9 protein-coding genes are annotated in these 13,534 nt (G+C 72.6%); 2 read left to right on the top strand and 7 right to left on the bottom strand.

Annotated features, from left to right (window positions below):
• Window positions 1-21: 21 nt before the first annotated feature.
• On the top strand, window positions 22-579 hold the full coding sequence (locus ACFYWG_RS29395; protein WP_376332706.1) for an acyl-CoA thioesterase: 558 nt from the start codon (window positions 22-24) through the stop codon (window positions 577-579).
• A gap of 81 nt (window positions 580-660) precedes the next feature.
• Here ACFYWG_RS29395 and ACFYWG_RS29400 read toward each other — a convergent pair whose 3' ends face one another.
• On the bottom strand, window positions 661-2,145 hold the full coding sequence (locus tag ACFYWG_RS29400) for an LCP family protein (protein WP_385412205.1): 1,485 nt from the start codon (window positions 2,143-2,145) through the stop codon (window positions 661-663).
• Window positions 2,146-2,271: 126 nt separating this feature from the next.
• On the opposite strand from ACFYWG_RS29400, the gene ACFYWG_RS29405 reads away from it, so the two are divergent.
• Window positions 2,272-3,309, top strand: coding sequence for a glycosyltransferase family 2 protein (locus ACFYWG_RS29405; protein ID WP_383510824.1), 1,038 nt, complete (start codon window positions 2,272-2,274; stop codon window positions 3,307-3,309).
• 64 nt (window positions 3,310-3,373) lie between these two features.
• Here the strand turns inward: ACFYWG_RS29405 and ACFYWG_RS29410 are convergent, their stop codons facing one another.
• The 6 genes from ACFYWG_RS29410 to ACFYWG_RS29435 all read right to left on the bottom strand — a co-directional run bounded on the left by ACFYWG_RS29410 (window position 3,374) and on the right by ACFYWG_RS29435 (window position 13,528).
• Window positions 3,374-5,041 (bottom strand): LCP family protein, encoded by a 1,668-nt coding sequence (locus tag ACFYWG_RS29410; RefSeq protein WP_389204190.1) that lies wholly within the window; start codon window positions 5,039-5,041, stop codon window positions 3,374-3,376.
• Window positions 5,042-5,430: 389 nt separating this feature from the next.
• Window positions 5,431-7,191 carry an LCP family protein gene (locus tag ACFYWG_RS29415; RefSeq protein ID WP_385412202.1) on the bottom strand — a complete coding sequence of 587 codons (1,761 nt, stop codon included), beginning with the start codon at window positions 7,189-7,191 and terminating at the stop codon, window positions 5,431-5,433.
• 216 nt (window positions 7,192-7,407) lie between these two features.
• Entirely contained in the window at window positions 7,408-9,081 is a 1,674-nt protein-coding gene (locus ACFYWG_RS29420; RefSeq protein ID WP_389204169.1) for an LCP family protein, read from the bottom strand.
• 92 nt (window positions 9,082-9,173) lie between these two features.
• Window positions 9,174-11,081 carry an LCP family protein gene (locus ACFYWG_RS29425; RefSeq protein WP_389204170.1) on the bottom strand — a complete coding sequence of 636 codons (1,908 nt, stop codon included), beginning with the start codon at window positions 11,079-11,081 and terminating at the stop codon, window positions 9,174-9,176.
• Window positions 11,082-11,320: 239 nt separating this feature from the next.
• Complete coding sequence (locus ACFYWG_RS29430) at window positions 11,321-12,553, bottom strand: LCP family protein (RefSeq protein ID WP_383506529.1); 1,233 nt, start codon at window positions 12,551-12,553, stop codon at window positions 11,321-11,323.
• Between the two features lie 216 nt (window positions 12,554-12,769).
• Window positions 12,770-13,528, bottom strand: a complete 759-nt coding sequence (locus tag ACFYWG_RS29435; RefSeq protein ID WP_383506532.1) for a TIGR03089 family protein — start codon at window positions 13,526-13,528, stop codon at window positions 12,770-12,772.
• Between the last annotated feature and the right edge of the window lie 6 nt (window positions 13,529-13,534).

Consider the following 13,534-nt stretch of genomic DNA (forward strand, 5'->3'; position numbering starts at 1 on the left):
CCTCGGCATAAGGTGGGGGTCATGACAGACCAGGCCCCAGCTGCGGATTCCGGCGCTTCGGAGATCCCGGGCAAGCCGACTTCGGCGTCCCGCACCACCCTCAGCCACATCATGACCCACAACGACACGAACCTTCTGGGGACGGTGCACGGCGGGGTGATCATGAAGCTGGTCGACGACGCCGCCGGGGCGGTGGCCGGACGGCACTCCGGCGGGCCGGCCGTGACGGCCTCCATGGACGAGATGGCCTTCCTGGAGCCGGTCCGCGTCGGTGACCTGGTGCACGTCAAGGCGCAGGTCAACTGGACCGGCCGGACCTCCATGGAGGTCGGTGTCCGGGTGCTGGCCGAACGCTGGAACGAGTCCGCCCCGGCCACCCAGGTCGGCTCGGCCTACCTCGTCTTCGCCGCCGTCGACGCCGACGGCAAGCCCCGCCGGGTCCCCCCGGTCCTGCCGGAGACGGAGCGCGACAAGCGCCGCTACCAGGAGGCCCAGATCCGCCGCACCCACCGCCTGGCCCGCCGCCGGGCGATCATGGAACTGCGCGAGAAGCGGGCGGCCGAGGGCTTCGAGGACTGACCCGCCCCGCGCCCCCGCCGGGGACGCCCGAAGGGCCGGGCGCCCGTCCGAAGGCCACCGGAGCCCCTGCCGGGCAGGGCCCTACGAGCACGCCACCTCGTCGCCGCGCACCACGCCGAACTCGCCCTGCCCCGGGTCCTCGGCCCGCACCTTGCGCACCCGCTCGAAGTCCGCGCCCGCGATCACCTTCAGCGTCGGTCCCAGGCCCTTGACCGGGCGCAGCTCACTGCCCGGCAGGGCGGCGGCGAGGGACTTCGCGGAGCGGTCCCAGCGCGGGTCGTGGGCGACGACCGTGCGCCTGATGTCGCGGGCGGCCGAGTTCACCGGGGTCTTGGTGGTGCGGAAGCCCGTCGACGCCAGGGCCGCGTCCACGCGGCGGCCGAGACCGGCGGTCCGGGTGCCGTTCTCCACCTGGACGCGGATCTGCTGCGGGGCGACCGGGACGATCAGGGCCGCGCCGCGCTGCCGGTGCACCGACAGCGGCTGGTCCTGGCGCAGGGCGTGGAAGAGCCGCTCGGCCTTCACCGGGTCCCACTTCAGCGTCGAGCCGACGCCCTTCACGGCGTAGCCCATCCGCCCGATCGGGACGGTGGTGAACTCGGACGACGACGGGGAGAAGTTCCGCATCGCCCGGCCCAGGTCCAGCATCTCGTCCGTGCCGAACCCCTTGTCCGCGCGCACCGAACCGAGCACCGCCCGGGTCACGTCCCGGAACCTCATCGGGTTGAGCAGGATCCCGGACGAGGTGACCCGCTCCACGAGCGCCGCCAGGAACCGCTGCTGCCGCTTCATCCGGCCCAGGTCGGACGCCCCGTCGACATGGCGGGCGCGCACGTACTGCAGGGCCTGCCCGCCGGCGAGGGTGTGCCGTCCGGCCGGCAGGTTCAGGCCGGTGTAGCCGTCCTTGAGCGGGTCGGCGGTGCAGATCTGCACACCACCCACCACGTCGACGGTCTTCATGAAGCTGGTGAAGTCGACCTCCAGGTAGTGGTCGATCTTCACCTTGGTCATGCTCTCCACCGTGCGCACGGTCAGCTGCGGCCCGCCCTCGGCGTACGCCGCGTTCAGCTTCACCGGGTGCCCGCGGTGCCGCTCGCCCGAGGTGCGGTCGACGTGCGCCGGCGTGACGGCGTAGGAGTCGCGCGGCAGGCTCACCACGCTGGCCCGCTCCCGGTCCTCGGAGATGTGCACGATCATCATCGTGTCCGTGCAGTGGCAGGGAGCGCCGCCCAGCCGGTACTTGCGCCGCTCCTCCCTGCTGATCCGGTCGCGGCCGTCGGTGCCGACCAGCAGGACGTTCATGCCGTGACCGGCCTGAGGGCGGTTCTTCATGTCCTTGAAGGGATCGACTCGGGCGATGTCCGCGTCCAGGCTCGTCATCACCGCGTGCCCGATCCCGGCCGAGGCGAGGACCACCACCGACAGCGTGGTGACGATCCGCAGGCCCCAGCGGGGCCGGCGCCCGCGTCCGGGCGGCGCGGGCCGGCGCGGGCCCCGCCGGGAGGGGGGCTGGGGACGGCGTTGCGGGGCGGCGGTGGACCGAGGGGACCGCGGCGGCGTGGGCATGGGGCACCTCCGGACGACGGCCGTACGTGGGATCCGTGAAACCGTAGGCCGATACGATCTGCGGCCCGCGGCAGCGCCCCGGCGGCGCGCACCGGTGTCCCCCGTTCGCGGTAACGTGAGCCCCCTATGAACGCCAATCCCGACGTGCGGCTCCCCGCCGTTTCCGTGATCATGCCCGTCCTCAACGAGGAGCGGCACTTGCGGGGAGCAGTCCAAGCGATCCTCGCGCAGGAGTACGCCGGCGAGATGGAGGTCGTGATCGCCCTCGGTCCGTCCACGGACCGCACGGACGAGATCGCCGCCGAGCTCGTGGCCGAAGACCCGCGCGTGCACACCGTCCCCAACCCCACGGGCCGTACGCCCGCCGCGCTGAACGCCGCGATCAACGCCTCCCGGCACCCGATCGTCGTCCGCGTCGACGGCCACGGCATGCTCTCGCCGAACTACATCGCCACCGCGGTACGGCTCCTGGAGGAGACCGGCGCGCAGAACGTCGGCGGCATCATGCACGCCGAGGGCGAGAACGACTGGGAGCACGCCGTCGCCGCCGCGATGACCTCGAAGATCGGGGTCGGCAACGCCGCCTTCCACACCGGCGGCCAGGCGGGCCCGGCCGAGACGGTGTACCTGGGGGTGTTCCGGCGCGAGGCGCTGGAGCAACAGGGCGGCTACAACGTGGAGTTCATCCGCGCCCAGGACTGGGAGCTGAACTTCCGCATCCGTGAGGCCGGCGGGCTGATCTGGTTCTCACCCGAACTGAAGGTGTCGTACCGGCCGCGGCCCAGCGTGAAGGCGCTCGCCAAGCAGTACAAGGACTACGGCCGCTGGCGGCACGTCGTCGCCCGCTACCACGAGGGCTCCATCAACCTGCGCTACCTGGCCCCGCCGACCGCCGTCTGCGCGATCGCGGCCGGGACCGTGGTGGGCGCCCTGCTGACGCCGTGGGGCTTCGTGGTCCCCGGCGGCTACCTCGCGGCGATCGTGCTCGGCTCGGTGCCGGCGGGCAAGGGGCTGCCGCTGAAGGCGCGGCTGCAGATCCCGGTGGCGCTCGCCACGATGCACATGTCCTGGGGCTGGGGCTTCCTGACCAGCCCCCGGTCACTGGCCAGGAAGGTCATCGCCTCCCGGCGCCCGGCGGTCCGCGCGGACGCGGCCGCCGGCTGACGCGCCGTCCGTTCACGGGTGCCGCCCACGGGCCCCTTCCCGCGCGGGGAGGGGCCCGTCGCCGTCACCAGGTGAAGCCGGGGCTCACCTTCATGCAGGCCTTGTCGTTCGCCCCGTTGAGTGCCTGCGCCGACTCGGGTGTCCGGTCGCTGCGCTCCGGTGCCTCGTAGGCGTCGCCCGTACGCCAGTCCGCGCCGACGACGAGGGTGACGCCGCTGACCTCGGTCGACCGCTTCACCGAACCCAGCGGGATCCCGAGGGCCCTGGCCACGCGCTGGGCGTCGCCCTCCAGGTCGGCGCTGGGGTAGCGGACGACGGTGGTCTTCTCGCTCCAGGAGCCGTCGGTGTCGGCGACGGCCTGGGTGAAGCCCCGCTCCTTCAGCAGCCCGGCGACCGTGCTGGTCCGGCCGCTCGCCGGGGCGAGGGTGTCGGTGCGGGTGCCGTTGCGGACCTGCACGGCGATCTCGGCGTCGGCGGCGGCCGGGTCGTCGGAGGTCCGGTCCGGCGCCGGCTCGGGCTTGTCCCTGCCGTCCAGCGCGATGTCCTCGCGCACCAGCCGGAACAGCTGCTCGGCGTCCTCGGTGGGCTCGACCCGGGCGCCGACGTACCGGTTGGGCATGGTGGTCATGGTGATGCGCGCCGGCTCGACCATCCGCAGCTGGTCGCTGAGGTCGTAGAGCTTCCTGACGGTGTCCAGGCCCGGGTCGACGGTCAGCGCCCGGGTGGCCTCCTCGGCGAGCCTGCGCAGCTTGTTGGGGCTGCTGAGGGTGGCGTTCTCGCGCAGCTGGCGGACCATCGCGTTCATGTACATGTGCTGGGCCTTGGAGCGGGCGAGGTCGCTGCCGTCCTCGAAGCCGTAGCGGGTGCGCAGCCACTGCAGGGCCTGCTCGCCCTGGATGTACGTGGTGCCCTTCTTCAGCTTCAGGCCCGAGCCCTTGCCGTCGGAGGTGCGGGAGTGGATGTTGGCGTCCACGCAGACGGGCACACCGCCGACCGCGTCGGCCATCGACACGACTCCGGCGAAGTCGACCATGATGAAGTGGTCGATGTGGATGCCGGTCAGCTCCTGCCAGGTGGCGACGGTGCAGCCGGGACCGCCGTGGCCGAGGCTCTGGTTGGTCATCGTCCGGCCCCGGGTGGCCGGGTAGACCTTCCCGTCGTCCGGGTCGGTGCACTTGGGGATCTCGACCAGGGTGTCGCGCGGCATGCTGATGACCGACATGTTGCTGCGGTCGGCCGACACGTGCAGCAGCATCTGGACGTCGGCGAGCGGGGTCGAGCCGAACGTCTCGCGGGCACCGCCGAGTTTCTGGTTCTCCTCGGTGTCCCGGGCGTCGGACCCGATGAGCAGGATGTTCAGCGGGGTCTGCCCGGCGGCGTTGGGGGTGGGGGCGGCGACCTTGCCGTCGCCGAGGTTCAGGGCGTCCTTCTTGATGTTGCCGTTGAGGTGCCGGTAGTAGAGGTAGCCCGCTCCGGCGGTCCCGAGTATCAGCAGGGCCAGCACGGCGGAGGCCCACTTCAGCGCCCGCCGCCGAGGCGGCCGTCCACCGCGCCGCACCCGCCCCGCCGCCCCGCCACCGCCGTTGCCGTCGCCGGAGCCTCCACCGGGGGAGGAGGCACCGGGGGAGGAAGCGTCCTCGGGAGAGGGGGCGTCATCGGTGGAGGAAGCGTCCTCGCGAGAGGGGGCGTCGTCGGTGGCGGGGGGCCCGGGGAGGGAGGAACCGGGCGTCATGGAGGAGGCGCCGTCCGGGGGAGTGTCGCCGTCCGGCGGCGGGCCGGCGTCCGGCCCGCCGCCGCCGTCGCCGCTGCGGCGGGTGCGGCGGCGCGCCGAAGCGGCCCGGGGCCGGGGCGCCTTCGGGGTTGCGGCGGGCGTGTCCTCGTCCGCCGAGGCCGTCTGCCCGCCGGCGGACGCGTCGTGGCGGGACGTCGTCCCGTCGTCGGCGGGATCCTCGTCCGGCACCGTCTTCTCCGCTCCCGGTTCACGGACGCCCTGTCGCGCTCCGTCCTCCCGCACACCGCTCTGCGTCACTTCCCCGGTCCTTCCCGCCCCCCGGCGCATGCAGCAGGCCCGTCCTGCCTCCTGTTAGACGCACGACGGGCCCGTCAGTTGCCCTCAGCGGGTCAACTCGCGCACGTGACCTTGTCGGCCGTGGACCTCTCCACGTCCGGCGCCTCGGCCGGTGCGTTCAGTTTCACTCCCGCCCCCTTGAAGTCCTTGCCGAGGGTGAGGGTGATGGCGGGCAGGCCCTGGGAGTTGGTGACGCTGTCGCCGGGCTTCATGGCGGAGCCGGACAGGCCCATGATGGCGGCCAGGCGGCGGGCCTGGCCGGCCTGTTCGGGGGCGTACTCCAGGGTCGTCTTCCTCAGGGCCTCGGGCGCGTTGCCGGCGTTCTCCGACTTGGTCACGCCCTCCTCGACCTGGAGGTACTGGAGCATCTTCTGCGCGCTGCCGGAGACGGCACCGCCGTTGAGGATCCGCACCCGCACCTCCGAGGCCGGCGCCTGGTCGCCCTTCAGCCGGGCGGCCGCGGCGTCCTTCTCCTTCTTCCGCTGCTTCTTGACCTCGGTGAACGAGACGTCGTTGCTGATCATGTCGAACACCTGGGGGGCCTTCGACTCGTCGAGGACGACCGTCGCCTTCACCGTCTCCGCCGGGTTGTCCTTCACGGGGACGGTGGTGAAGGTGATGTTCTTCGTCGGCACCTTCTTCAGCTCCAGCGCCACGTCCTTGAGCGTGCCGACCGAGCCGATCGCCTTGTCCACCGTCAGCGCCTCGGTCGCGGCCTCGGCCAGCTTCAGCAGCTTGGACGGGCTCGTGAGGGTGTCGCCGGAGGACATCTTGCGCATCAGCGAGCCGAGGAACTGCTGCTGCACCTTGATCCGGTCGAGGTCACCGCTGTTGCCGAAGCTCTTGCGCGTGCGGACGAAGGCGAGGGCCTGCTCGCCCTCGACCGTCGACTCGCCCGCGGGCAGCACGAGTTTGGAGTCCTTGTCGTTGACCGGCTTCTCCACGCACACGTCGACGCCGTCGACCGCCGTCGTCAGCGTCTTCACGGCGTTGAAGTCCGCCATCATGAAGTGGTCGACGGAGATGCCGGTGTTCTCCTCCACCGTGCGCATCGTGCAGCCCGGGTCCCGGCCGCCCTCCCCGAGGCTGCGGTTGAAGCGGACGCCCCGCACCCCGGCGACGACCTTCTCCGAGCCGTCCTCCAGCTTCGTCGGGCAGTCCGGGATGTCCACGATCAGGTCGCGGGGGATGCTGAGCGCGGTGGCGTTGGAGCGGTCCTTGGCGACGTGCAGCAGGATGGTGGTGTCGGCGTGCCCGACGCTGCCCTTGTCGCCGTAGCCCTCGTTGCCCGCGCCGGTGCGCTTGTCCGTGCCGATGACGAGGATGCTGAACGCCTCGTCCTTGCTGAAGTTCGAGGCGCCGGCGTTGCCGACGTCGGTGGTGGTGACGTTGCCCTCGAGGTGCTTGAGGTACAGGTAGCCGGCGGCGGCCACGCCCACCAGCACGAAGGCCATCGTGCCGCCGGTCCACAGCAGCGCCTTCCTGGCCCGCCGGGGCTTCTGCTGCGCGGGCCGGCGGCCTCCGCGCCGCCCGGCCGGGGGCTCGGCGGGCTCGGTGCGCCGCCTGCGCTGCGGCGGCACGTCGGTCCGGGTGGCGCCGCCCGCGCGGGAACCCGCCGCCCGGGAACCCGCCGGGCGCTGGGCACCGGAGCGGGGCGCCGTACGCGCGGCGGTCGCGGATCCGGGTGCCCGGCCGCCGGGCGACTGCGGTGCGGAAGGTGTCAGTCGCAGTTCGTATTCACCGGTGTTCGGGTTGAGCACCCACTGGTCCGCGGGGTCCATCCGTTCCCCCCGCCCACGGCGTTGCGCGTCCACGGTCGCTGTTTCCTCCGTCGGGGCACGCGGCGCCCCTCCCCCCGGGAGGCGCACGGGTACTCGGTCATCACAGAAGCACTGGATCGCTCACACTATCCGCCCAGTTGAACGTCGGTGTGCGCCGAATGACAAATTCGACATCCCTACATCGGGCAATACCACCCAAGTCCGGGAACGGCAGTTCGGCGGACCGGTGTGCGTGTACGGCGCCGCGCGCTACCAGCGGTAGGGCTTGTAGACGTCCATGCACCCGCCGGTGTCCGAGCCGTTGAGCGCGTCCGCGTCACCGGGCAGGCGCCCGGCCTCGGCACGCCGCGGCTTCGGATACGCCGTGCCCGTGCGCCAGTCGGCGCCCACGTCGACCGTGACACCGGAGACGTCCGTCGACCGGCGCACCGAACTCGCCGGTATGCCCAGGGACTTGGCGACGCGCCGGGCGTCGCCCTCCAGGTCGGTGCCGGGGTAGCGCACCACGGTCCGCTCCTCGGCGAGCGCGCCGGAGGTGTCCGCGGCGGCCTTGGCGAAGCCCTTCCCGGTGAGGGTCCGCGCCACGGCGGCCGCCCGTCCGCCGACCGGCCCGAGGGCGGCGGAACGCGTCGCGTTGCGCACCAGCACCCCGATCTCCCCGTCCGGAGCCGCCGGGTCCCGGGAGGTCTTCGCCCGGGGCTTCCCGGCCGCCCGCCGGGCGCCCTTGCCGTCGAAGGGCACGTCGTCGCGGAGCAGCTCCCACACCCGGTCGGCGTCGGCACCCGCCGGGACCAGGTGGTTGGCGTCCTGGGGGTCGGGGGCCGTGGGCAGCGTCGTCATGGTGATGCGGTCGGTGGGGACGGTCCTGAGCTGCGTACCGAGGTCGTACAGCTTCTTGACCGTGCCGATCTCCTCGGAGACGTGCAGCGATCTGGTGGCCGCCTCCGCCAGGTCCGTGAGCCGGCCGGTGTCGGTGAACACGTTCTGCGCCTTGAGCGTGCGGATCATCGAGTTCATGTACATGTGCTGCGCCCGGGCCCGCAGCGGGTCGCTGCCCCACGCGTGGCGGGTGCGCAGCCACTGCAGCGCCTGCTCGCCCTGCACCTTGCGGTGGCCGGCCTTCAGCTTGAGCCCCGAGCCGCCGGGCACGCCGGGCAGGGGACGGTCCCACACGTTCTGCCGCACGCACACCTCGACCCCGCCGACGGCGTCGGCCATGCGCACCACGCCCGCGAAGTCGATCGTCATCCAGTGGTCGATGTAGACGCCGGTGAGGTTCTCCCACGTCGCCAGCGTGCAGCCCGCCCCGCCCCGGGCCAGGGAGGCGTTGATGATGGTGTTGACCGGCGGGTACGTCCGGCCGCTGTCCGGGTCGGTGCACTCGGGTATGTCGACCCGGGTGTCGCGCGGGATGCTCACCACGGACGCGCTCTCGCGGTCCGCGGACAGGTGGATCAGCATCTGCACGTCGCCCAGCGGGGGATTGCCGCGGCTGTCCCGGCTGCCGCCCAGCCGCACGTTGGCGTCGGAATTGCGGCTGTCGGAGCCGATCAGCAGGATGTTCAGCGGTGTCTGCCCGGCCGCGTTCGGCCGGGCCCTGAGCGCCTTGGAGTCGCCGCTGCTGCGCTCGCCCTTGTGGATGTTGCCGTTCAGGTGCTCGTAGTAGAGGTAGCCCGCCCCGGCCGTGACGAGCACGAGCGCGGACAGCCCGAGGGCCGACCAGCGCAGCACACGGCGCCCGCGGTCGCGCGGCGGCCGGCCGCCCGTGCCGCCGCCCGTACGTCCGGAGCCCCCCGCCCCGCCGTCCGGGCCGCCTGCCTCACCGTCCGGTCCGCCCGCCCTGCCGTCCGCCCCGTCCGCCGGCCGGCGCGGCACGGGACCTCGTTTCGTCCCCTCCCCGAACACACTGCTGCCCTGCGCCATCTCTCCCCCGCTCCTCCGCCCCGCGACCCTCGCCCACGTCATCGGACGCGGTCTGCCGTATGCCCTGTAGGACGCGGGACAGGCCCGTCACGTCACTTGGCGCACTCGACCTTGTCGGCCGTGGACTTGTCGACGCCCTCCGGCGCCTTGTCCGGAGCCGTGAGCGGCACCCCCGCGCCCTCGAAGTCCTTGCCGAGGGTGAGGGTGATGGCGGGCAGGCCCTGGGAGTTGGTGACGCTGTCGCCGGGCTTCATGGCGGAGCCGGACAGGCCCATGATGGCGGCCAGGCGGCGGGCCTGGCCGGCCTGTTCGGGGGCGTACTCCAGGGTCGTCCTCTTCAGGGCCTCGGGCGCGTTGCCGGCGTTCTCCGACTTGGTCACGCCCTCTTCGACCTGGAGGTACTGGAGCATCTTCTGCGCGCTGCCGGAGACGGCACCGCCGTTGAGGATCCGCACCCGCACCTCCGAGGCCGGGGCCTTGCTGCCCTTCAGCCGCGCGGCGACCGCGGCCGCCTCCTTCTTTTTCTTCTGCTTGACGGCGGTGAAGGAGACGTCGTTCCGGATCATGTTGAAGACCTGGGTCGCCTTCGAGTCGTCGAGGACGACCGTCGCCTTCACCTTCTCCGTCGGGTTGTCGATGACGGGCACGGTGGTGAACGTCAGGTTCTTGACGTTGAGCTTGCCCAGCTCCAGGCCGAGGTCCTTCAGCTTGCCGATGCTGTCCAGTTGCGAGTCGACGGTGAGCGCCTCGGTGCCGGCCTCGGCCAGGTCGAGCATCTTCTGCGGGCTGGTCAGCGTGTCGTTGGACTTCAGCTTGCGCATCAGCGCGCTCAGGAACTGCTGCTGCAGCCCGATCCGGCTCAGGTCGCCGCCGAAGCCCACGGCGTGCCGGGTGCGCACGAAGGCCAGCGCCTGCTCGCCCTCGATGGTGTGCGTGCCCTTCGACAGCTTCAGGTGGGAGTCCGGGTCGTCGATGTCCTTGCCCAGGCAGACCTCGACCCCGCCGACCGCGCTGGTCAGCGTCTTGACCGCGTTGAAGTCGGCCACCATGAAGTTGTCCGGCTTGACCCCCGTCAGCTCGGTCACGGTCCGCATGGTGCAGCTGGGGGTGCGGCCGTCCTGGCCGAGGCTGGTGTTGAAGCGGACCCGCTGGGTGCCGGGGATGACCTTCTGCGAACCGTCGTCCTGCGTGGTCGGGCAGTCCGGCACGTCCACGATGAGGTCGCGCGGGATGCTCAGCGCGGTGGCGTTCGACCGGTCCTTGGAGACGTGCAGCAGGATCGTGGTGTCGGCGTGCCCGACGCTGCCCGCGTCGCCGTAGCTCTCGTTGCCCTTGCCGGTGCGCTTGTCCGTGCCGATCAGCAGGATGTTGATGGCCTTGTCCTTCTCGAAGCCACCGGTGCTGGCGCCGTCGTCGGAGACGGAGGCGATGTTGTCGTTGAGGTGCTGGACGTAGAGGTACGCGGCGCCCGCCCCGGCGACCAGCACGAAGGCCATCGTGCCGCCGGTCCACAGCAGGATCTTCTTGCCCTTGGAGGACTTCTTGACCGGCCGCCTGCCCCGGCGTCCCGGCGGCGGCTCCTCCGGTGCCCCGCGGCGTCTGCGCGGCGGCGGCACGGCCCGCCCCGCGCCCTCGCGCGCCGCCCCCTCGCGCCTCGCGGCCTCTCGCCCTTGAGGATCGCGGCGCCCGGTCTCCCGGCTCCGGTTCTCCCGGCCGGCGCCCTCACGCCTCGCGCCTTCCCGGCCGGCGCCCTCGCGCCTCGCGGCCTCCCGGCCCGAGCCCTCCCGGCCCGAGCCTTCGCGGCGCGGGCGTCCGGCGGCCTCCTTGCGGCCGCGGGCCGGCGGGGCCGCGTCGGAGGACCGCGGCCTGCGGGGTCCGGGCACCGCCGACTGCGGTGCGGAAGGGCCCAGTCGCAGTTCGTATTCGCCGGTGTTCGGGTTGAGCACCCACTGGTCGGCGGGGTCGATGTCGTCCGCCCGCCCACGGCCTTGCGCGTCCACGGTTGCCTGATTCCTCCGTCGGGGCACGCGGCGCCTTCCCCCTCCAGGCGCCCGGGTCTCGGTCGCAGTGCGCGGCTCGAGGACCGTTCCTCGGAAGCCGGGCGCACCGGATCGCTCACACTAACGGCCCGCTTCGGCGTCGAACGACGACGGTGACACATTCCACGTCCCTACACCTGGGCAATTCGCCCATTTCCCAGATGAAGAGTGTGTTGCCCCGGATCGCCTTGGGACCCGCTTTACTCACAGGAGTGTTCGGCCGCCGTGTTCCCCCGGAACGTCGGAGGCGGGGAAACGGCGACGGACGGCTGCGCCGAAGGCTCCCGGTGCGGTTCTCCGTTCGAGGCGCCGCGCCCGTCGCGAGGCCGGTCGGGGGCGGAACCGGGGGGTACGTTTCCCGCCACGACCACCGGACTGTCGGTGCGCAGCCGCTCGAACAACTCCTCCGCCTCGGGCTCCACGAGCTGGTCGCGATTGGCGTCGAGGGCGTACGACTCCCGGGGCACGGTCAGGAATTGCACGTGTTCGATGGGGATGTCGCGCAGGCCGCGCACAAGTTCGTACAAACCGCGCAGGCTCGCCAGATCCGGGTCCGTCGTGAGGGAGGACGTGGCGGCGTCCAGCACGGGATAGAGCTTCGCCGGATTCAGCAGTACGTCATTGCTGCGCACCTTGGTGACGAGTGCCCCGAGGAAGTGCTGCTGGCGTTCCATCCGCTCGGTGTCGCTGCCGTCCCCGAGGGACTTGCGGGCGCGGACGTAACCGAGGGCCTGCTCGCCGTTGAGGGTGACCCGCCCCGCGGGCAGCCGCAGCTTCGCGGCCCGGTCGTCGATCGGCTCCCGCAGGCACACCTGGACGCCGTCGACCGCGTCGACCATCTCCTTGAAGCCGTGGAAGTCGACCACGACGTGGTGGTCCACCCGGATTCGGGTGAGTTTCTCCACCGTGCGGATCGTGCACGCCGAACCGCCCACCTGGAACGCCTGGTTGAACATGGTGAACCGGGGCGCGCTGCGGGACCCGTCCGGGCGGCGGCAGCCCGGCACGTGGACCATCAGGTCGCGGGGGAGGGACACGGCCGTCGCCCGGCCGCGGCCCGCGGACAGGTGCAGCAGGATCGCGGTGTCGGACCGCTCGGTGCCCGAGTCCCGCCCGTAGCGGGCGTTGTCGGTGCCCTCGCGCGAGTCCGACCCGATGAGCAGGATGTTCCGGGCGTCCTTCACGAGCGCGGTGGGCCGCTCCTTCTCGTATCGCGCCAGCTCGGCCGCGGCGGCCTCGTCCGGGGTGATGTTCCCGCTGAGCTTCGCGTAGACGGCCCAGCTCGCGCCCGCGGCCACGAGGACGACGCCGGTGAAGGAGAACGCGGCGATCCGCACCCACCGCCGCCGTCGCCGCCGCGCCAGGCCCCCGCCGCCGGCCGAGGCCCCGGCGACCGGCCCCAGCACCGGTCCCTGCCCTCCTGTGTCGGCCACGGCAGGGACCACCCCTCCTGACGTAGGAACGTACGCACTGCTCCTACGACGATGGCCCGGACGGGCCCCGGGCGAGGGGTGGGGATGGGCCGAACGGGCGAACGGGACCGGTCCCCAGGCCACGGCGGCCCGGTCCGGCCCGCGTGACGCACCCGGGCCTGCGGCCCCGCTCGGTCACTCGGGCGGGTCCCGGCGCACGCGGTCCGGCGGGCCGGTTCAGCCCTGGGCGACCGTCGTGACGCGCTCGCTCTCGATCCGCTTGTCCAGGACCCCGGCGCCGGCCCGGTCCAGGTTCCGGCACAGCACCACCGAGCCGCCGGTCGCCAACGGCCCGTACAGGCCCGCGTGCAGACCCTCCCAGGTGTCGAAGCCGAGCCCCGACAGGATGCGCGACCCGGGCCCGGTCAGACCCAGGCCGGTCGCCTCCGCCCGGGCCCGCTCGACCACCTCGGCCCCGCTGAACTCCCGGCCCGCCACGATCAGCGCGGGCCCGTCCGGATCCACCGGCGCGTACGGCACGAACCGGTCGCCCTGCCCCGGCACCTCCACCGCGTAGTCGACGAAGCCCTCGGGCACCTGCGGGAACCGCCCGCCGAGCGGCCGCAGCGCCATCGCGATCCGCGCCCCGGAGCAGCCCCGGGCCGCCTCCAGCCCTTCGGGGCCGCTCACCACCACGTCGGCGGCCCGCACGTCCCCGGCCATGTCCGCGACGACACCCACCGACGCACACGCCAGCAGCCACACCGCCGTCTGCCAGTGCGCCGGCAGCAGCAGGGCCACCCGGTCCCCGGGTTCGACCGACAGCTCGTCCTGGAGCAGGTTCGAGGTCTTGGCCACCCAATTGGCGAAGGTGGCCACGGACAGCTCGACCCGTTCGCCGGTCGCGTCGTCGTAGAAGGTCACCAGGGGGCGTCCCGGGTCCGCGGCGAGCGCGGAAGCCAGCAGGTCGGCAGGGGTGCGATCGGTGGCGTTCACCCGCGC

The sequence above is a fragment of the Streptomyces sp. NPDC003456 genome (assembly GCF_042878735.1).
Lineage (GTDB): Bacteria > Actinomycetota > Actinomycetes > Streptomycetales > Streptomycetaceae > Streptomyces.